This is a genomic window from Massilia rubra, assembly GCF_011682065.1.
Lineage (GTDB): Bacteria > Pseudomonadota > Gammaproteobacteria > Burkholderiales > Burkholderiaceae_D > Telluria_A > Telluria_A rubra.
Window position 1 is genome coordinate 183,375 of the sequence record NZ_VUYU01000007.1, and the last position, 18,966, is coordinate 202,340.

17 protein-coding genes are annotated in these 18,966 nt (G+C 64.1%); 7 read left to right on the forward strand and 10 right to left on the reverse strand.

The features are described 5' to 3' along the window. Window positions 1-107: 107 nt before the first annotated feature. Window positions 108-1,283 (forward strand): DUF418 domain-containing protein, encoded by a 1,176-nt coding sequence (locus F0185_RS13035; protein ID WP_167225013.1) that lies wholly within the window; start codon window positions 108-110, stop codon window positions 1,281-1,283. On the opposite strand, the gene F0185_RS13040 is transcribed toward F0185_RS13035, so the two are convergent. Next, window positions 1,207-2,136 carry a DMT family transporter gene (locus F0185_RS13040; protein WP_167225015.1) on the reverse strand — a complete coding sequence of 310 codons (930 nt, stop codon included), beginning with the start codon at window positions 2,134-2,136 and terminating at the stop codon, window positions 1,207-1,209. The two genes, F0185_RS13035 and F0185_RS13040, sit on opposite strands and share 77 nt — an antisense overlap. Window positions 2,137-2,237: 101 nt before the next feature. Here F0185_RS13040 and F0185_RS13045 point away from each other — a divergent pair, with 101 nt between their 5' ends. After that, window positions 2,238-3,125, forward strand: a complete 888-nt coding sequence (locus F0185_RS13045) for an AraC family transcriptional regulator (protein WP_167225017.1) — start codon at window positions 2,238-2,240, stop codon at window positions 3,123-3,125. Between the two features lie 43 nt (window positions 3,126-3,168). Here F0185_RS13045 and recQ read toward each other — a convergent pair whose 3' ends face one another. The 6 genes from recQ to F0185_RS13075 form a co-directional block, all read right to left on the reverse strand. Beyond that, window positions 3,169-4,992: a DNA helicase RecQ gene (gene recQ, locus F0185_RS13050; RefSeq protein ID WP_167225019.1), complete on the reverse strand. Its 1,824-nt coding sequence runs from the start codon at window positions 4,990-4,992 to the stop codon at window positions 3,169-3,171. Continuing rightward, window positions 4,992-5,825, reverse strand: a complete 834-nt coding sequence (locus F0185_RS13055; RefSeq protein ID WP_167225291.1) for an undecaprenyl-diphosphate phosphatase — start codon at window positions 5,823-5,825, stop codon at window positions 4,992-4,994. Before F0185_RS13055 ends, recQ begins: the two co-directional genes overlap by 1 nt. A 139-nt stretch (window positions 5,826-5,964) precedes the next feature. Next, window positions 5,965-6,711, reverse strand: coding sequence for a YoaK family protein (locus tag F0185_RS13060; protein ID WP_167225021.1), 747 nt, complete (start codon window positions 6,709-6,711; stop codon window positions 5,965-5,967). Window positions 6,712-6,737: 26 nt separating this feature from the next. Next, on the reverse strand, window positions 6,738-7,682 hold the full coding sequence (locus tag F0185_RS13065; RefSeq protein ID WP_167225023.1) for a carbohydrate kinase family protein: 945 nt from the start codon (window positions 7,680-7,682) through the stop codon (window positions 6,738-6,740). Window position 7,683: 1 nt separating this feature from the next. Further along, on the reverse strand, window positions 7,684-8,892 hold the full coding sequence (locus tag F0185_RS13070) for an AGE family epimerase/isomerase (protein WP_167225025.1): 1,209 nt from the start codon (window positions 8,890-8,892) through the stop codon (window positions 7,684-7,686). Window positions 8,893-8,996: 104 nt separating this feature from the next. Beyond that, the gene (locus F0185_RS13075; protein WP_167225027.1) at window positions 8,997-10,016 is read right to left on the reverse strand and encodes a LacI family DNA-binding transcriptional regulator; all 1,020 of its coding nucleotides are present in this window, start codon (window positions 10,014-10,016) and stop codon (window positions 8,997-8,999) included. 350 nt (window positions 10,017-10,366) lie between these two features. On the opposite strand from F0185_RS13075, the gene F0185_RS13080 reads away from it, so the two are divergent. The 5 genes from F0185_RS13080 to axe2C are packed head-to-tail and all read left to right on the forward strand — an operon-like array spanning window position 10,367 to window position 16,974. Then, window positions 10,367-12,610, forward strand: a complete 2,244-nt coding sequence (locus tag F0185_RS13080; RefSeq protein ID WP_167225029.1) for a glycoside hydrolase family 3 C-terminal domain-containing protein — start codon at window positions 10,367-10,369, stop codon at window positions 12,608-12,610. 6 nt (window positions 12,611-12,616) lie between these two features. After that, entirely contained in the window at window positions 12,617-13,951 is a 1,335-nt protein-coding gene (locus tag F0185_RS13085; protein ID WP_167225031.1) for a glycoside hydrolase 5 family protein, read from the forward strand. Between the two features lie 20 nt (window positions 13,952-13,971). After that, a complete protein-coding gene (locus F0185_RS13090; RefSeq protein ID WP_167225033.1) occupies window positions 13,972-15,180 on the forward strand; it encodes a glycoside hydrolase family 27 protein in 1,209 nt (402 codons plus the stop codon). Between the two features lie 6 nt (window positions 15,181-15,186). Beyond that, a complete protein-coding gene (locus F0185_RS13095) occupies window positions 15,187-15,921 on the forward strand; it encodes a GDSL-type esterase/lipase family protein (RefSeq protein ID WP_167225035.1) in 735 nt (244 codons plus the stop codon). A 3-nt stretch (window positions 15,922-15,924) separates the two neighbouring features. Next, entirely contained in the window at window positions 15,925-16,974 is a 1,050-nt protein-coding gene (gene axe2C, locus F0185_RS13100; RefSeq protein ID WP_229476978.1) for a bifunctional acetylxylan esterase/glucomannan deacetylase AxeC2, read from the forward strand. A 66-nt stretch (window positions 16,975-17,040) separates the two neighbouring features. Here axe2C and F0185_RS13105 read toward each other — a convergent pair whose 3' ends face one another. The 3 genes from F0185_RS13105 to F0185_RS13115 form a co-directional block, all read right to left on the reverse strand. Further along, on the reverse strand, window positions 17,041-17,364 hold the full coding sequence (locus tag F0185_RS13105) for a hypothetical protein (RefSeq protein ID WP_167225037.1): 324 nt from the start codon (window positions 17,362-17,364) through the stop codon (window positions 17,041-17,043). Between the two features lie 615 nt (window positions 17,365-17,979). Further along, window positions 17,980-18,681 (reverse strand): hypothetical protein, encoded by a 702-nt coding sequence (locus F0185_RS13110; RefSeq protein ID WP_167225038.1) that lies wholly within the window; start codon window positions 18,679-18,681, stop codon window positions 17,980-17,982. Continuing rightward, window positions 18,678-18,947, reverse strand: coding sequence for a hypothetical protein (locus F0185_RS13115; RefSeq protein ID WP_167225041.1), 270 nt, complete (start codon window positions 18,945-18,947; stop codon window positions 18,678-18,680). The genes F0185_RS13110 and F0185_RS13115 overlap by 4 nt, the downstream gene beginning before the upstream one ends. Window positions 18,948-18,966 lie beyond the last annotated feature (19 nt).

An 18,966-nucleotide genomic window follows, 5' to 3' on the forward strand; every position in this document is an offset into this window, starting at 1 on the left:
GCGATGCGGCCATGCTGGCTGCATCGCCACGTTTTTTTCTCCAGAGTGGTAGCGTTTCCAACTAGAATACACAATCTTGGTACGCTTCTTCACAAGGAGTCAATACGATGGGTTCACAAGCCCCCCGCCTGGACGTGGTCGACGCATTGCGTGGCTTCGCCATCGTGTCGATCATGCTGCTCCATAACATCGAGCACTTCGACCTGTACTACGTCGTACCCGGCTTGCCACCCTGGCTGGCCGCCCTCGACAACGTCGTCTGGGAGGTCGCCTTCTTCCTCTTCGGCGGAAAATCGTACGCCATCTTCGCGCTGCTGTTCGGCCTTACCTTCCACCTGCAGTCGCAGGCGCGCAAGGAGCGCGGCGAGGACTTTCGCACCCGTTACGGCTGGCGCCTGCTGATCCTGTTCGGCTTCGGCATGCTCAACTCGATGTTCTATCACGGCGACATCCTCACCATCTATGCCGTCATCGGCCTGTGCCTGCTGCCGGTCGCGCGCCTGCGCGATTGGGCCCTGCTGGCGCTGGCCGCCATCCTCATGCTGCAGCCGTACGAATGGCTGGTGCTGGTCGACGCCCTGCGCCAGCCGGATGCGATCATCGGCGACCCGGACTCGTGGCAGTATTTCGGGCGCATGAATGCGTACCTGACGGGCGACTCGCTGCTGCGCGTCTGGGCCGGCAATCTGACCAATGGCAAGCTGGGGGTGATTCTGTGGAGCTGGGAAAATGGCCGCGTCTTCCAGATCCTGTCGCTGTTCATGCTTGGCATGCTGGCCGGACGGCGTGGCCTGTTCGAGGCCGGCGCCCACAGCATGCGTTTCTGGCGCCGCACCCTGCTTGTTGCCACCTTGCTGTTCCTGCCGCTGTATTCCATCCGCATGCTGCTGCCCGACTGGGTCGCCAGCACCGCCGTGCGCCGCCCGCTGGGCGTCATGGTGGCCTCGTGGTCCAACTTCGCCTTCATGCTGGTGCTGGTGGCGTGCTTTGTCCTGCTGTACCAGGGCGGTGCGCTGACCCGGGCGCTGCGCTTACTGGCCCCGTTGGGACGTATGAGCCTGACCAGCTACTTCACGCAGTCGATCATCGGTTCCTTTATCTACTATGGCTTCGGCCTGGGCCTGTACCAGGTCACCGGCGCCACCGTGTGCCTGTTGATCGGCGCTGTGCTGGCGGCGCTGCAGTGCGCCTTCTGCGCGTGGTGGCTCAGGCGCCACGCGCAGGGGCCGCTGGAGCAGTTGTGGCACCGGGCGACCTGGATCGGCGCGCGCCAGGCTGCATGAAGGCCATCAGGTTCCCGCCCAGGACCAGCAGCAGGCCGCCAACGGCGAGGGCGCTCCACTGGTAGCCTTCCAGGACGGTGGACACGCTCAGCGCCACCACCGGAAACAGCACGGTGGAATACGCCGCGCGGTCCGGGCCGATGCGCCCGACCAGCAGCAGATAGGCGGTAAATCCCACCACCGAACCGGGAATGGCCAGGTACAGCAGCGAGGCCGCGTAGCGCAGGCCCGGTTCGATCGCAAAGGGCATTTTCAAGAGCCACGCGCCGGCGCCGAGGATGGTGGCGCCGATCAGCATGGCCCAGGTATTGGTCAGCCAGGGCGTCAGGCCAAGCGCCTGCATGCGCGACGACAGCAGGTTCCCGGTCGAGAAGCACAAGGTGCCCAGTAGCGCGAGACCGAGGCCGAACAGCATGCCACTGTCGTTCCAGTGGCCGTGCATCTGCGGCAGGAACAGCAGGGCGATGCCGCCCAGGCCCAGCAAGGCGCCGCCGATCACCTGGCGCCGGATCGGGCGCCCCATGAAGATACGGCCGTTGATGGCGTTCCAGATCGGCGCCGTCGAAAACACCACCGCCACCAAGCCGCTCGGCACCCACTTGCTCGCGTAGTAGAGGCATAGGAAATTACAGCAGAACAGCACGATGCCCTGCGCCAGCAGATAGCGCCAGGCGCTGCGCGGCGGCCAGACGGGTTTGCGCGTGGCGATCAAAAACAGCATCAGCACCGCGCTGGCGATCCAGAAGCGGTAGGCGATCGACACCGGGGCCGGCACCACGCCGAGTTGAAAGGTGATGGCGATCCAGGTGGTGCCCCAGATCAGGACCGTGAGAAAGTAGAGGAAGATATTCATGACGCCATCTTGCCCCGGCGTGGTGGGCGCGGCTTGTCTGATCTTGCGCACTTTGCGCCGTCCGACGGCAGCGGCGCGCTTGCCATGCTAGACTTTTCAGCATGCACTCACGACCATCGCTCATTTCGCACGCCGTCTTCAACACCATGAGCGGCACCAATGCCACGCTCGAACGCTTCGCGTGGCTGGGCGACGGCATGGCAACGGCAATCTGGCAGCGCGACACCGAGGAAGAGCTCACCAGCTACGTGCAGCCCGGCCACCACACCCTGTCGTGTTACCTCGGCGGCGGTTACCGCACCGAGCGCGCCGGCGTGCCGGGCCGTTACGGGGCGCCGCAGCAACTCTGTTCCATGCCCGACTGGCACGAGTCGCAATGGGTGGTGCGCGGCCATGTGCGCATGCTGCATGTCTACTTCATGCCCGAGCATTTCACCCGGCGCGCCGTGGTGGAACTCGATCGCGAACCGCGCGAACTGACCCTGGCCGACCGTACCTACTTTGAAAACCCGCGCATCGTGCAGCTGTGCGAAGCGCTGCTCACGCAATCGTGGGCGGCGCCCGACGATCTGCTGCGCGCCAACGAGATCACCCACGAAGCCTTGAGCGAACTGCTTCGCTCGCAAGCCATCGTGCGGCGCGACCTGCGCCTGCGCGGCGGCCTGGCGCCGCTGGTGCGGCGTCGCCTGGCCGACTACATCGAGCAGCACCTGGCCCAATCGATCACCCTGGGCGAACTGGCGCAGCTGGCCTGCATGTCGGAGTTTCACCTGGCGCGCATGTTCCGCGTCTCGTTCGGGATGCCGCCGTCAAGCTGGGTGGCGCAGCGCCGCATCGAACGCGCGCGCGCCTTGCTCAAGGCCGGCAAGCTGCCCTTGCAGCAGGTTGCCGCCGCCTGCGGCTACGCCGACCTGAGTCACTTCAGCCATCGCTTCAGCAAAGCGGTGGGCGCGCCGCCCGGGCGCTTCCGCCAGGCGCTGTTGGATTAAGCGTTAAGTACCCGCCCATAAATAACTGTGATTTTTGTCTTCCCTAGCTCATTTCCATGATGATGGCGACAATCTCGTCGCCATAGGAGACCAGCTTCTTCTCGCCCACGCCGGTCACGCCGCGCAGCTCCTGCAGCGAGGTCGGCTTGGCCTTGGCGATTTCGCGCAGGGTGGCGTCGACAAAGATCACATAGGCCGGCACGTTGTGGGCGCGCGCGGTCTCCATGCGCCACCAGCGCAGCTTCTCGAAAATCGCCTGTTCCGACTTGGACAGCTCCATCTCCACGTGCGCCTTGGACGACACGCCCGCCGCGCGCTTCTGCTTGACCGGTTTTTGATACTGGCGCAGCTGCACCTTTTGCCCGCCCTTGAGCACCGGGCGCGCGGCGTCGGTCAGCTTGAGCGAACTGTAAACTTCATGGTCGACCGTGATCAGCCCGAGCGCAATCGCCTGGCGCAAGATGGCGCGCCACTCCGCTTCCGTGCGTTCGCTGCCGATGCCGTACACCGACAGCGAATCGTGGTGCCACTGCTTGATGCGGTCCGTTTCGACCCCGCGCAGCACGTCGATCACATGGCCGGCCGCAAAGCGCTGGTCGACCCGGTAAATCGCCGACAGCAGTTTTTGCACCGGCACCGTGCCGTCGAACGACACCGGCGGAATCAGGCAGGTATCGCAATTGCCGCACGGGGTCGATTGCTCGCCGAAGTATTCGAGCAGGCGCACCCGCCGGCAACTGAGCGTTTCGCACAGTCCCAGCATGGCGTCGAGCTTCATCGACAGCACGCGCTTGAACGTTTCGTCGGCTTCCGACTCGTCGATCATGCGCCGCTGCAGCACCACGTCCTGCAGGCCATAGGCCATCCAGGCGCTGGCCGGCATGCCGTCGCGGCCCCCGCGCCCGGTCTCCTGGTAGTAGCCCTCGATGCTTTTCGGCAGATCGAGGTGGCAGACAAAACGCACGTCCGGCTTGTCGATGCCCATGCCGAAGGCGATGGTGGCGACCATCACGATGCTCTCTTCACGCAAAAAACGCGCCTGGTTGGCGCTGCGCTTGGGGTAGTCCATGCCGGCGTGGTAAGGCAGGGCGCGGATGCCGTTTTCGTTCAGGAAGTCGGCGGTTTCTTCGACCTTTTTACGCGACAGGCAGTACACGATGCCGGCGTCGCTGCCATGTTCGGTGGTGATGAAGTCGAGCAGTTGCTTGCGCCCGTTGGCCTTCTCGACGATCTGGTAGCGGATGTTCGGGCGGTCGAACGAGGACACGAACTGGCGCGCATCGCCCAGTTGCAGGCGCAGCGCGATTTCGGCGCGGGTCTGCTGGTCGGCGGTGGCGGTAAGCGCTATGCGCGGCACGTCCGGGAACTGCTCGTGCAGGATCGACAGCTTGATGTATTCGGGCCGGAAGTCATGCCCCCACTGCGACACGCAGTGCGCCTCGTCGATCGCAAACAGCGCGATTTTCGACGCCTGGAACAGGTCCAGGCAGCGCTGCGTCATCAGGCGCTCGGGCGCCACGTAGACCAGGTCGATCTCGCCGGTGCGCACCAGGCGTTCGATGCGCATCGATTCTTCGTAGGTCTGGGTCGAATTCAAGAACGCGGCGCGCACGCCGACTTCGGCCAGGGCGTCGACCTGGTCCTGCATCAAGGCGATCAGGGGCGAGACCACCACGCCGACGCCGTCGCGCAGCAGCGCCGGAATCTGGTAGCACAGCGACTTGCCGCCGCCGGTCGGCATGAGCACCAGCGCGTCGCCGCCGCTGGCGACGTGTTCGACGATTTCCTTCTGCTGCCCGCGAAACGCCGGGTAGCCGAAGACCGTCTGCAGCTGTTCGAGCGCGCGCGCTGAGAGGTCGGCGTCCATTATTCCGCCCAAACGACCCATCCGTAGTGCGAGCTGGCCAGCACCACGATGCCGAACACGATGCGGTACCAGGCGAACACGGTGAAGTCATGGGTGCTGATGTAGCGCAGCAGCCAGCGCACGCACAGGAAGGCCGAGATAAACGCCGCGATCGAGCCGATGCCGAACATCGGCAGGTCGGCCGACGACAACAGGGCGCGTTCCTTGACCAGCGAGTAGACGGTCGCCAGCAGCAGGGTCGGGATCGCAAGGAAGAACGAGAATTCGGTGGCGGCCTTGCGCGGCAGGCCGAACATCATCGCACCGATGATGGTCGCGCCCGAGCGGCTGGTGCCGGGAATGAGCGCCATGGCTTGGGCGCAGCCGACCTTGAAGGCGTCGAGCAAGGTCATGTCGTCCACCGTTTCGACCCGCACCACCGGGGGATTGAGCTTGTTGCGGCGCTCCACCCACAAAATGATGATGCCGCCGATGATGAAAGCCAGCGCCACCGGCACCGGCTTGAACAGGGCCGACTTGATCATCTTGCCCAGCAAAAGACCCAGCACCGCGAGCGGCAGGAAGGCGACGATCAGGTTGAGCATGAACTTCTGCGCCTTCGGGTCGCTCGTCAAGCCGCGCATTACCGACGCGATGCGCGCGCGGTATTCCCAGCATACCGCCATGATGGCGCCGGCCTGGATCACGATCTCGAACACTTTCGCTTTCTCGTCGGTGAAGTCGAGCAGGCTGCCCGCCAGGATCAGGTGGCCGGTCGAGGAAATCGGCAGGAATTCGGTGAATCCTTCCACCAGGCCCATGATGATGGCCTTGAGCGCGAGAGCGAGAGTTATGTCCATTAAGCAGTTTGTATTGTTATCGGGGAAGTCGAACCGGAAGACGGCACGGTGCGGGGTCGAAGCTTACCACGAGCACGCCTCCGGCTTCTGATCCAGTCGCAAGTGCGGCGCTGTTTTTCGTGGCGGATGGGCGCTATTGTTTTCTTGTTGCAATATTCTTAACGTCGTCCAGCAGCGGCATGATCGCCAGGGTCATCAGGGCGAGCGCGAGCGGCACGGTGGCCACGTAGCCCAGATGGCTGAAGCCGAAGGCGCCTGCGATGCCGCCGACAAAAAAACAGGAGGCCAGCATGGCCAGCACCGCCAGGCGCTGGCGGTTGGCCTGGACCGGCGCCAGCGCCGCGCGGTTCCAGTACATCATCTTGCCCAACTCGATGCCAATGTCGGTGACGATGCCGGTAATGTGCGTGGTGCGGATCTCGGCATGCGAGAGTTTGGTGATCAGGGCGTTCTGCAATCCCATGATAAAACTGAGCAGCATGACGGTTGCCGACATCGGCAGCTCGCCGGCCGGGGCCAGGCGCGCACCGAGCAGGCCGAAGCAAAGCAGCAGCAGCGCTTCGAGCATCAGGGGCAGCGCATACACGCTGTGCAGCGCGCGCCGCCGGCCGTAGTGGACCATGATCGCGGTGCAGGCCGCGCCGGCCATGAACGCGAGCAGCATGCCCAAGCCGGTCAGCACCAGCGCGTGCGCGCCCAGCACCAGGTCGTCGGCCATGGCCGACACCACGCCGGTCATGTGCGAGGTGTAGCGCTGCACCGCCAGGAAGCCGCCGGCGTTGATGGCGCCGGCCACGAACGCCAGCATGTAACCCAGGTGGGCATTGGCGTCGCTGGAGCGGGCTGGCGCGGTAAGCCTTCTGGCGTAGTTGACGGGCATGCGGTGCTTTCTGGGGAACCGGTCGGTCATTGTAGCGCGGACCGCCCCGCTGGCGCCTGGCGCTGCAACAAGCCTTCGATCGCTTGCAGCGAAGGCGGGGTGGCGCCAGCGGCCTGGCACGCCGCCGCGCCGGCGGCCACCGCGAAGCGCAGGTGCTCGTGCGGCGCGCGCTGCGGCTGGTGCAGCAAGCTCCAGGCCAGCGCGCCGATGCTGGCGTCGCCCGCGCCCACGCTGTCGACCACCGTGATGGGTGGCGGGGCGGCGTGCCAGGCATCGGCGCCGATATGCAGCGATGCGCCTTGCGCGCCGCGCGTGTACAGGTAGGTGGCGCCCGGGTTCCAGCCGCGCAGGGTGGCGAATGCGCTTTCCAGGTCGGCGCTGCGAAACAGCCCGGCCAGGTCTTCGTCCGACACCTTGATCACATCGGCCAGCGCCGTCATGCGCTGCAAGGTGGCGTCGTAGCGCTGGTCCATCAGCGCCCGGAAGTTCGGGTCGTAGCTGATCTTGACGCCATCGGCCTTGAGCGAGGCGGCCAATGCCAGCAGCTTGCCCGCCAGCGGCTCGCGCGCCAGGCTGATGCCGCCGAAATGCACCCACTTGCAATGCGCGCGCCAGCCGTCGGGCAGGCGCGCGGCGTCGAAGTGCAGGTCGGCGCTGTCGTCGCCGACGAAAAAGTAGCTGGGCGGGTCGGTTTGCCAGACGATCGCCAGCAGCGGCGAGCGCGCCTCGCGCTGCACGAAGCGCATATCGAGCCCGGCGGCCACGCTGGCGTCCCACAACTGGTCGCCGAACACGTCGCAGCTGACCGCGCCGGCGAAAGCGCTCGGCACGCCCAGGCGCGCCATCACGCGCGCCACGTTCCAGGTCGAGCCGCCCACCTGGCTGCGCCACTGTTGCTGGCCCGGTTCGGCGATCATGTCGGTCAGCGCTTCGCCGGCGGCCACAAACAGCGGGAATGTCGGTGCGTTCATGTCAGTCCTTCAGTACATTGAGCACTTCGTAACAGGCGCCCATGGTGTGATAGTCGACCTTGCCGGCCGGGCTTTTTTCGTCGGTCAGCTTGCCGTTGGACGGGCTGAGAATACGGTACCACGCGCCGTGCCGGTGGTCGACAAAGTGCGTCCAGCTGTATTCCCAGATGCGCTGGTACCAGTCCCAGTACTGCGCCTGGCCCGTGCGCGCGCCCAGCAGCGCGGCCGCGGCCAGGCTCTCGGCCTGCACCCAGAAGTATTTGTGGCCGTCGCAGATGCTGTCGTCGGGCGCGAAGCCGTAATAGACGCCGCCGTGCTGCGCATCCCAGGCTTTATCCATCGCCTGCAAAAACAGGGCGCACGCGCGCGGCAGCAGCCAGGCGCAATCGCCCGCCAGGTGCGCCTGGTGGCGTTCGAGGATCAGCAGCAGCTTGCTCCACTCGGTCAGGTGGCCCGGCTGGAATCCCCACGGGCGGAAGATGTTGGTGCTGTCGTGGCGGTTGTAGTCCATGTCGACCGACCAGTCTTGCTTGTAATGTTCCCACACGGTGTTTTCGCACAGCGCTGCCTGGCGCATGGTGATGTTGTGGGCCAGCGTTTCGGCACGGTGCAGGTAGACCTTCTCGCCAGTCGCTTCAAAAGCGCTGATCAGGGCTTCGCAGGCGTGCATGTTGGCGTTCTGGCCGCGATACGGGGCGAGCTCCGACCAGTCGGCGCTCGCTTCGTCGGCGTACAGGCCATGCCGCGGCTCCCAGAAGCGGCGCTCCATCAGCGCGAAGGTCTCGCCGATATGCGCGCGTGCTTCTTCCACCCCGGCCATCAGCGCGTGCGCATACGCCAGCAGCACGAAGGCCAGGCCGTAGCAGTGGTTGGTGCCGTCCATGACCTCGCCCTTGCCGTCGGCCCAGTTCAAGGTCCAGGCGTAGCCGCCGGTGGCCGGGTTGCGGTGCGCCGCGCGCAGGAAGTCCAGGCCGTGCAGGAGGCGCTGCTGGTCGGCCGGGTCGGCGAACTGGCGGAACGCCATCGCATAATTGAAGATGAAGCGTGTGCTGCTGACCAGGTGGCGCGTGTGGGTGTCGTAGACGGTGCCGTCGTCCTTGTAGAAGTGATAAAAGCCGCCGCTCGGATCGACGCAGCGCGGATCGTAAAAGCGCTTGGTGTGGCGAATGTGCTCGAGCAGGGTGTCGCGTGAATGAAAATCGGGGGCCATCGTCAAGTCTCGTTGTCAAAAAAGGGTGAAAAAAACTGCGTGCGGACGCGGGCCGGACGGCCGCGCTTGCGCATCGCGTGTTCAGTCGGTGAGGGAAATTCGCTCTATTTGTGCGGTCCGAAGTCGTCGCACACGGTGCTGGCGCGCACGATCAGCTCCACCGGCGCGACCTGCTCCACGGGCGGTTCCTGATGGTCGCGCAGCAGCAGTTCGACGCCCATCGCACCGAGCTGCTTCTTGTCGATGCGCAGGGTGGTCAGGGGCCGGTGCCCGAGCACCGCGCTGGAGATGTCGTCGAAGCCGACGATCGATACATCGTGCGGCACCGTCAGGCCGGCCGCCAGGCAGCAGCGCATGGCCACCAGGGCGGCGCTGTCGTTGTAGCAGAACACCGCGTCGGGCGGGTTGGGCAGGGCCAGCAGCGACTGCATCGCTTCGCAGGCGCCGGTTTCGAGGTCGACGCCGTCCGCCAGGCTCGCTTCCAGGCGCGGGTCGGCCAGCATGCCCGACTCGAACAGCGCCTGGCGATAGCCCTTGTTCCGTTCGCGCACGCTGTAGTGGCCGAGCGAACCCGAAATCATGCCGATCCGCGTGCGCCCCAGGCCGATCAGGTGTTTGGTGGCCAGGTAGCCGCCCATGAAATTGTCGGGATTGACCGAGCTGTAACCGCGCAGCTTCATGTCGATCAGGACCAGCGGCTTGCCGCTCGCGCGCAGGGCGCCCAGCAGCTCCGGCTCGAAGAAGCCGGCGCACACCACCGCGTCCGGCGCGTGCATGCGCAACTGTTCGGTCACGCCGTCGGCCGGGCCGACCGCCATGAACGAGAGCACGATGCCCTGCTTGCGGCAGGCTTCCTCGGCGCCGTGCAGCACCGGCGAATAGAACGGACTGCTGGCCGCCGTGTTGTGCTGGCGGTGCAGTAAAAAAGTCAGGCGCCGCATGCGCTTGCGCCGCAGGTTGGCAAAATCGTAGCCCAGTTCATGGGCGGCCGAGAGCACCATCTGGCGCGTGGTTTCGGTCAGTCCCGGCTCGTTCTTGAGTGCGCGCGAAATGGTCCCCGCCGAGACGCCGGCGAATTTGGCGATGTCGCGGATGGTGACGTTCGATGGGCTGGCGGCGCTCATCGGAACGGGGCCTGCGGGGCGCGCGGAAGGTTCACAAGGTTCTCCAGTGGCAGATGCCTTTTTATGCTGAGAGTCTTGCATATCGATTAGCCCATGGTCAAACGATTGGTCCGGTTTGCAAACAGTTTAGCCCGGTTTTACTAAACAGGGCGCTGCCTGCTGCTACTAAGGCCGCCATGCCCCGCGCATGGCCGCGCGCGTGTTTAGTGATCATGGCTAAACATGGTCGAAAGTGCCATTTTTTGTTTGACCGGCCGAGGCTGCGCATGCACACTCGTCTCATCCATATAAACCGGCCGGCGACCCTTTCCAGGCGCCGAGCGGGTAAATACAAACAGGAGACACGCACGATGAACACCCTGACCAAACACGCCCTGGCCGTGGCGATTGCGGCCGCGCTGCCGCTGTTGGCCGGCGCGGCCGATAGCCCGAAGCCCTGGCTGGACCCGGCGCTTTCCGCCGGCCAGCGCGCCACGCTGGCGCTCAAGGAAATGACGCAGGAAGAAAAGCTGCAATGGGTGTACGGCTACTTCGGCGCCGACTTCGCGCCCAAGAAAACCGTTAAGATCGCCGCCGCCCTGCCGTCGTCGGCCGGCTACATTCCCGGCGTTGCGCGCCTTGGCCTGCCGGCGCTGTTCGAGACCGACGCCGGCCTCGGCGTGGCCTCGCAGGCCAGCGCCAATCCACGCGAGCGCACCTCGCTGCCGTCCGGCCTTGCCACGGCGGCCACCTGGAACCCCAGGCTGGCTTACCAGGGTGGCGCGATGATCGGTCTCGAGGCGCGCGCCTCGGGCTTTAACGTGATGCTGGCCGGCGGCGTGAACCTGATGCGCGATCCGCGCAACGGCCGCAATTTCGAATACGCCGGCGAAGACCCTCTGTTGGCCGGGATCATGGTGGGGCAGGCGGTCAAGGGCATCCAGTCCAATCATGTGATTTCGACCGTCAAGCACTATGCGCTGAACAACCAGGAAACCGGCCGCAACGAACTCGATGCGCGCATCGGCAATGTGGCGGCGCGTACCAGCGACCTGCTCGCCATGCAGCTGGTGATCGAACAGGGCGACCCGGGCTCGGTCATGTGCGCCTACAACCGCGTCAACGGTCCGTACGCGTGCGAGAACGCGTGGCTTCTTAACGAAGTGCTCAAGCAGGACTGGGGCTTCAAGGGCTATGTGATGTCCGACTGGGGCGCGGTGCACAGCACCGTGGCATCGGCCAACAATGGGCTGGACCAGCAGTCCGGTTCCGAATTCGACAAGTCGCCGTACTTTGCGGGCGCGCTCGAAGAAGCGGTCAAGACCGGGTCCGTGTCGCAGGCGCGCTTCGACAATATGGTGTACCGCATCCTGTTCGCCATGTTCGACAAGGGCGTGGTCGATCATCCGGTCAAGCCGGACGGCGCGATTGACTTCGCCGCCCATGGGCTGGTCAGCCGGCTCGACGCCGAAGAAGGCATGGTCCTGCTCAAGAACGCCGCTCAGGTGCTCCCTTTGCGCAAAGACGTGAAAACGATTGCAGTGATCGGCGGCTACGCCGACCAGGGCGTGCTCTCCGGCGGTGGCTCGTCGCAGGTGTATCCGATCGGCGGCAGCGCCGTCAAGGGCTTGCTGCCGGCCAGCTGGCCCGGTCCCGTGGTGTACCACCCATCCGCGCCGGTGACCGAAATCGGCAAACTGGCGCCCGGCGCCAGGGTCGTTTTTGATAGCGGCGCCGATCCTGCCAGGGCGGCGCAGCTGGCCGCCACGGCGGACGCGGTCATCGTGTTCGGCACCCACTGGATCGGCGAAGCCAACGACGCGCCCGACCTGTCGCTGCCGGACCGGCAGGATGCATTGATTAACGCCGTCGCCAGCGCCAATCCGCGCACCGTGGTCGTGCTCGAGACGGGCGGCCCGGTGCTGATGCCGTGGCTGGACAAGACGGCGGCCGTGCTGCAAGCCTGGTATCCGGGCACGCGCGGCGGCGAGGCGATCGCGCGCGTGCTGTTCGGCGATGTCAATCCGTCCGGGCACTTGCCGGCCACCTTTCCGCAATCGCTGGCCCAACTGCCGCGTCCCGTGCTCGATGGCGACCCGGCCAGGCCGCAAATGCAGTTCAAGGTCGATTATCACGAAGGCGCGGCGGTTGGCTACAAGTGGTTCGACCTCAAAAAGCACAAGCCGCTGTTCCCGTTCGGGCATGGCTTGTCGTACACGCAGTTTGCCTATTCCGCCCTGGCGGGCGAGTACAAGAACGGCCAGCTGCAGGTGCGCTTCAAGGTCAGTAACACGGGCAAGGTGGCCGGCAAGGACGTGGCGCAGCTGTACGTGGCTCCGCTCGGGGCTCGCTGGGAAGCGCCCAAGCGCCTGGCCGGTTGGGACAAGGTCGACCTGCAACCGGGCGAAAGCCGCGACGTGACCCTGACGGTGGAGCCGCGCATGCTGGCCGTGCTCGATGGCCCGTCCAAGACCTGGCGCATCGCCAGGGGCAAATACAAGCTGATACTGGCGCAGGATGCCGCCGGCACCGGTGAAAGCAGCATCACGGTCGACCTGCCGGCGCGCACGTTGGACCTTCATGGCAAAGCACTTCCTTCAAACGTGAAAAGGTAGAAAGCGATGATCAAGATGAACCAAGTGGTTGCGGCATTGGCAATGGCGGGCATGGTCGGTGGCGCGGCGCAGGCGGCGCCGGTGAGCGCGGCGGGCAAGAGCGAATTCGTGTCGGTCAAGAAGACGCACTTCGCGCGCAAGGGCAAAACGTATTACATCGCCGGCGCCAATTTCTGGTACGGCGGCTATCTGGGCTCGCCCTCCGGCGTGGGCGAGCGCGCGCGCCTGCGCAAGGAGCTCGACGCCATGAAGGCGCTCGGCATCAACAACGTGCGCGTGCTGGCCGTCTCCGAAAAGACCGAGATGAGCAGCGCCGTGCGCCCGGCCACCACCAACGGCCCGGGCAAGTACGACGAAGACCTGCTGGCGGGCCTGGACTTCCTGGTCGATGAACTGGGCAAGCGCGACATGACCGTGGTGCTTTACCTGAACAACTTCTGGCAGTGGTCGGGCGGGATGACGCAGTACCTGAACTGGTTTGAAGGCACGCCGGCGCTCGACCCGAACGTAACCCGCGATTACGACGACTACATGGCCAAGACCGCGCGCTTCTATGCCAACAAGGATGCGCAGAAGGAGTATCGCGGCACGATCAAAAAGATCGTCCAGCGCGTCAACACCATTAACGGCAAGCCTTACCGCGACGATCCGGTCATCATGTCGTGGCAACTGGCGAACGAGCCGCGGCCCGGCAACGGCAAGGCCGGCGACAAGGAAAAGGCGATTTACACCACGTGGATCGCCGAGACCGCGCAGTACATCCATGAACTGGACAAGAACCATCTTGTGAGCAGCGGCAGCGAAGGCCTGGCCGGATCGGCGCAGGATGCGAAACTGTTCATGGCCTCGCATTCGACGAAGCATATCGACTACCTCACGTACCACCTGTGGCCAAAGAACTGGGGCTGGTTCGATTCCAAGAAGCCGGTCGAGAGCTGGGACGGGGCAATTGCCAAAAGCCGCGATTACCTGAACTCGCACATCGACATAGCCAAGACGCTCGGCAAGCCGATCGTGCTGGAAGAATTCGGCCTGGACCGCGACGGCGCCTCGTTCGACATCAAGGCCGGCACCAGCATCCGCGACCGCTTCTATGGCGAGATTTTTGAATTGGTCCAGCGCCGCGCTGCCAATGGCGACCCGATCGCGGGCTGGAACTTCTGGGCCTGGGGCGGCGCCGGGCGCGCCGCCAACGCCGACTACTGGTGGAAGCAGGGCAATGACTTCATGGGCGATCCGCCGCAGGAAGAGCAGGGCCTGTACTCGGTGTTCGACTCCGATGCCAGCTCGCTGGCGCTGATCAAAGAGCACGCGGGCAAACTGCGCGCCCTCCAGAAGTAAAACGAGCCGACGGGACGACGATGAAAATCGCAACGACGCTGTTGATGGCGGCAGCACTGCTGCCGGGCGCGCGCGCATCGGCGCAAAAGTTCGACACCCTGGCGGCGACGCCGCAAATGGGCTGGAACAGCTGGAATAAATTCGCCTGCAATATCGATGAAAAACTGATCCGCGAAACGGCCGACGCCATGGTCAGGATCGGCATGAAGGACGCCGGCTACGAGTACGTCAACATCGACGACTGCTGGCATGGCAAGCGTGACAAGAACGGCAACATCGAGCCCGACCCGGTGCGCTTCCCGTCGGGGATGAAGGCGCTGGCCGACTACGTGCACGCGAAAGGCCTCAAGCTGGGCATCTATTCCGACGCCGGCGCCACCACCTGCGGCGGCCGGCCGGGCAGCCGTGGCCATGAATACCAGGATGCGATCAGCTACGCCAACTGGGGTATCGACTACGTCAAGTACGACTGGTGCGATACCAAGGGCCTGAACGCGGCGGCGGCCTACACCACCATGCGCGACGCCATCCGCAGCGCGGGGCGGCGCATGTTGTTCAGCATGTGCGAATGGGGCGACAACAAGCCGTGGGAGTGGGGCGGCGACATCGGCCATTCATGGCGCACCACCGGCGACATCTATCCGTGCTGGGATTGCGAGATCAATCACGGCTCCTGGTCCGCCTTCGGCGTGCTGCGCATCCTCGACAAGCAGGCCGGCCTGCGCAAGCACGCCGGTCCGGGGCACTGGAACGACATGGACATGATGGAAGTCGGCATGGGCATGAGCGAGGATGAAGACCGCGCCCACTTCTCGATCTGGGCCATGATGGCGTCGCCGCTCATCTCCGGCAACGACCTGCGCTCGATGCCGGAGTCGACCCGCAAGATCCTGACCAACAAGGACGTGATCGCCATCAACCAGGACAAACTGGGCGTGCAGGCGTGGAAGTTCATGTCGGAAGGGACGCTGGAGCTGTGGGCCAAACCGCTCGCCAACGATGAATGGGCGCTGATGATCCTCAATCGCGGGCCGGGTCCGATCAACTACAAGGTGGACTGGAAAAAGCACAGGATCAGCGATGACCTGAGCAAGCGCGAACTCGATATCAACAAGACCGCCTACCGCTGGAGCGACGCCTGGAGCGGCAAGACCGGCGACACCGGCAAAAACCTCGACCTCACCATTGCGTCGCACAGCGTGGCGATGCTGCACCTGAAAGTAAAGTGACCGACCATGAACCTGCGACTTCTTCCGATCCTGCTGGCCGGGGTCCTGTGCGGCGGCCCTGCGCACTCCCAGGCGGACGCCGTGCAAACCTGCGCCGTCAACATCAAGCCGCGTACCCAGGCGTATCCGTGGATGACCATCGAACGCTGGCAGCGCATGCACGACGACCAGCTGGCGCTGGCCGACAAGGGCAATGTGGACTTGATGTTCCTGGGCGACTCGATCACCGAAGGCTGGCCGCGCGCTATCTGGGACGCCAATTTCGGCGCGTACAAGGCGGGCAATTTCGGCATCGGCGGCGACAACACCGGCAATGTGTTGTGGCGCCTGCAGGACAAGCGCATGGCCAGGCTGTCGCCCAAGGCGATCGTGCTGCTGATCGGCGTGAACAACTTCGGGCTGTGCGACGAAAAGCCGGACCAGGTTTTCGCGGGCGTCAAGGCGGTGGTCGCGGCCTTGCGCAAGCAGTATCCGGACGCGCGCATCCTGCTCAATGCCATATTGCCGACCGGTGAATTGGCCAGCAGCGAGCGGCGCCAGAATGTCGTTGCGCTCAACAAGATGGTGGCGACCATGGACGACGGCCGCCATGTGGTTTTCCGCGACTACGGCGCCTCTTTCGTGCGGCCTGACGGCAGCATCGGCGCCGACATCATGGGCGACCATCTTCACCTGACGCAAAAAGGCTACGCCATCTGGGCCGACGTCATGCTGCCCGATGTGAAAAAGCTGATGAAGTAAGTCATGTGCCGCAACGCGCTGGCGGTGGCACTGATGTTCGCTTGTGGCCCCGCCTGGGCCGAGCCGACCGTGCGCGCGGACGACCCGCGCATCGCGCGCATGGGCAGGACCGTGGCGCAGGCCGACGGCAGCCTGCGCTTCGCGTATCCCGGGGTGCGGCTGTCGCTGGCGTTCGAGGGCAGGGCGCTGTCGCTCGACGCCGTCGCCAGCGGCGAGCGCAGTCATATTGAAGTGACTGTGGACGGTGGCGCGGCGCGCATCATCGGCTTGTCCGCAAGGCCCCGGACGATCAGTTTAGTGAACGCGCGCCAGGCTGGCGTTCACCGCGTCGACATCCTGCACCGGTCCGAAAGCTGGCATGGCGTCGTCACGCTGGCCCGCTTTGTCACCGACGGCGCACTGCTTGCCGCGCCGGCGCTCCCGGAGCGCAAGATGCTCGTTCTTGGCGACTCGGTCACTTGCGGCGAAGCGATCGACCGGGTGAAAGGCGGGGAAAAGGATTCATCGTGGTGGAACCCGCGCGCCTCCTACGGCATGCTGGCGGCGCAGGCGCTCGGCGCCCAGGTTCACCTGGTCTGCCACGGCGGGCGGGGACTGGTGCGCAGCTGGAACGGCCGCACCGGGGACGACAATCTTCCCGATTTCTACGAGCTGGCCATAGCCAGCGAAGGCCAGGCGGTGCGCTGGGACCACGCCGGCTACGATCCCGGCCTGATCGTCAGCGCGATCGGCACCAATGACTTCAGCACCGGCATTCCAGAGCGCGCGGCGTACGTCAAGGCCTACGAGGGCCTGCTGCGCACCTTGCTGCGCAATCATCCGCATGCGCAGATCGTGCTGACCGAAGGCGCCGTTCTCGATGGCGAGCGCAAGGCTGCCTTGAGCAGCTATATCGCCGAGACGATCGACCGCATGGGTAGCGCGCGCGTGCATGCGGCGGCATTGCTGCATCATCCCGGCGACCTGACCGACGCGCACCCCACAAAAGCGCAGCACGCGGCGATGGCGCGCGAACTGGTGCCCCAACTGCGCGCGGTCACCGGCTGGGAATAAAAAAGAGAGCCGGTGAACCGCAGATTGTCCGCAGTGCGCCGGCCCAAGCCACCCAGGTAAAACGGATCAGTAATTGACGCCCACGCGCACACCGAACATGCGCGGCTCGACAAAGCTCGCCTGCATGAACCCACCGAACACCGAGTCGCCGCTGGTCTTGGCGTGGCTGTTGGCGACGTTGCGCACGAACGCCTCGGCATGCCATTTGTCGTTCGGCGCATCGAGCCGCACCGACGCGTCGCCCATCGCATACGCCTTCTGATAGCGGCCGATGTGCGCGAACCCGGAATTGCGCAGGTCAAAGTACGCCTTGTCGCGCCAATTGACCTTCAGGTATGGCGTGATCCGGTAACCGCTGGCCAGTTCGAACTTGTGCTGGCAGGACCGCACAGCCGAACGCGCTGGGGACCGCCAGACTCGTCAGAGTCCGTGTCGTTGTGAATCGCATCTTGTCTCCTGATTTCCGTTTGGAATATGTGCGCGCGGCTTGCGGGAGCCCGCTTTGCGCTTATATGCAACACCGTGGTGACCCGCCAGCCGTGGCAAGCGATGCAGCCTTGCGTGTATGGACGAATCGACTGAATCGAGTATTGCATTCGAAAAAACGGAGGGTCAAACAATTCCCGGAAACGGGAGGGAGTTTCATGGGGTTTACTAAACAGGGTGGCCAGCGTGCAGACCAGTTATGCGTGGCGCGTTGAAGCAGGGTGGGGGCGGCGTCCAGTACGTGTGCGGATGCCGTTCACTGCAGGGCTCATCGTCAAGTGACCTTCAAGCCGGGCGCGGTGTTTTTCGTTGCGACCAGATGGTCTGGCGCGCACTGTCCCATGTGGTGAAGTCGGGCTGCTAAGTAAGTGTGCAGAAATTATTGTGATTTATAGCGAACAGAAGCGGATGCCTTGCAAGGCGCACGCCGCGACGCAGTGCGAGCACTGCTAGCGGTGGGCAACGTGGCAAGGCGCCGCTTATGGAAGCTAGAAATCGCAAGAATTTATGCGCACTTACTTAGACCTTGACTCGAACGCGTGGCTTTTTGTTTTTGGTGACTGCATCAGTCAACCTGGCTTTTGCTTCGTCATACCGAAGTTCCGATAGCAACTCCGCTCCGGCGGGAAGAAACCAGCCGACGATGCAGTCATTGTCGCGAAGATCAATCTGAATATGCGTGTTGACGTGGAATTCAGAGGTGGGAGCAACCCGCTCTCCTTGATAAAAGGCCGCACGCACTGCCTGGAACAATGCAAGCGGTGGTGTGTGAGATTCCCGAGCCTTGTGCATCCAGGTAAAGACTGCGTTATCCAAAGCCCGGTAAATGACGTCGGTGTCCGTATGATCGGCCGGCCTGTTGACTGGAACAGGCTTCCCCGCCGCACTCAGGCCGTCAGCAAAGGCATGATATGCCAGACTGAACTCCTTGATGCCTGCTTGCGTTGTCATATCGAGCCAATTTTGCACCTGCAGAACCGCGCCCACGACGGCGGGCGTAGCGATTGGTTTAGCTGTGTAACGCTTTGCCGGATTGCGATGCGATGCTTGGGCAAACAAAAAGGCGCGTTCAATATCGCGTTCAAAAAAATAGGCTCCCGGACCTAGCCAATCGTACTGATTATTGCTGTGGGTTAGATGTTTTACTCGACCACTGACCAAGTCGTCGCGCGTTGTGACATCACAGCCGTGATACACGATCAAAGAGGGGCCGGCGCTCACTTGAACGTGCGTGTCAACTTGCCGGAGCGAGTAATAATACCGGCCTGCAATGCGACCTTGACAGCTTGTTCAGGAGACATGGCATAAGGATTGTTCACGGGCGCCGGTACCGACGCGACTTTTACGCCATATCGCTTGGCGATGTCGCCCACAGCAGCGGAGAATTGCTGTTGTTGTGTGGCGTGCCCATTCGTCCTGGGAGCTTGCTTGTTGACGCTGACAGGCCGTGGGCTGGCTGGCTTGGCTTTGACGGTCGGCTTAGACATGAATCGATTCTCCCACAGT

Coding starts and splice junctions, on each gene's coding strand:
- F0185_RS13035 (WP_167225013.1), top strand. CDS start 108: ATGGGTTCACAAGCCCCCCGCCTGGACGTGGTCGACGCATTGCGTGGC.
- F0185_RS13040 (WP_167225015.1), bottom strand. CDS start 2,136: ATGAATATCTTCCTCTACTTTCTCACGGTCCTGATCTGGGGCACCACC.
- F0185_RS13045 (WP_167225017.1), top strand. CDS start 2,238: ATGCACTCACGACCATCGCTCATTTCGCACGCCGTCTTCAACACCATG.
- recQ (WP_167225019.1), bottom strand. CDS start 4,992: ATGGACGCCGACCTCTCAGCGCGCGCGCTCGAACAGCTGCAGACGGTC.
- F0185_RS13060 (WP_167225021.1), bottom strand. CDS start 6,711: ATGCCCGTCAACTACGCCAGAAGGCTTACCGCGCCAGCCCGCTCCAGC.
- F0185_RS13065 (WP_167225023.1), bottom strand. CDS start 7,682: ATGAACGCACCGACATTCCCGCTGTTTGTGGCCGCCGGCGAAGCGCTG.
- F0185_RS13070 (WP_167225025.1), bottom strand. CDS start 8,892: ATGGCCCCCGATTTTCATTCACGCGACACCCTGCTCGAGCACATTCGC.
- F0185_RS13075 (WP_167225027.1), bottom strand. CDS start 10,016: ATGAGCGCCGCCAGCCCATCGAACGTCACCATCCGCGACATCGCCAAA.
- F0185_RS13080 (WP_167225029.1), top strand. CDS start 10,367: ATGAACACCCTGACCAAACACGCCCTGGCCGTGGCGATTGCGGCCGCG.
- F0185_RS13085 (WP_167225031.1), top strand. CDS start 12,617: ATGATCAAGATGAACCAAGTGGTTGCGGCATTGGCAATGGCGGGCATG.
- F0185_RS13090 (WP_167225033.1), top strand. CDS start 13,972: ATGAAAATCGCAACGACGCTGTTGATGGCGGCAGCACTGCTGCCGGGC.
- F0185_RS13095 (WP_167225035.1), top strand. CDS start 15,187: ATGAACCTGCGACTTCTTCCGATCCTGCTGGCCGGGGTCCTGTGCGGC.
- axe2C (WP_229476978.1), top strand. CDS start 15,925: ATGTGCCGCAACGCGCTGGCGGTGGCACTGATGTTCGCTTGTGGCCCC.
- F0185_RS13115 (WP_167225041.1), bottom strand. CDS start 18,947: ATGTCTAAGCCGACCGTCAAAGCCAAGCCAGCCAGCCCACGGCCTGTC.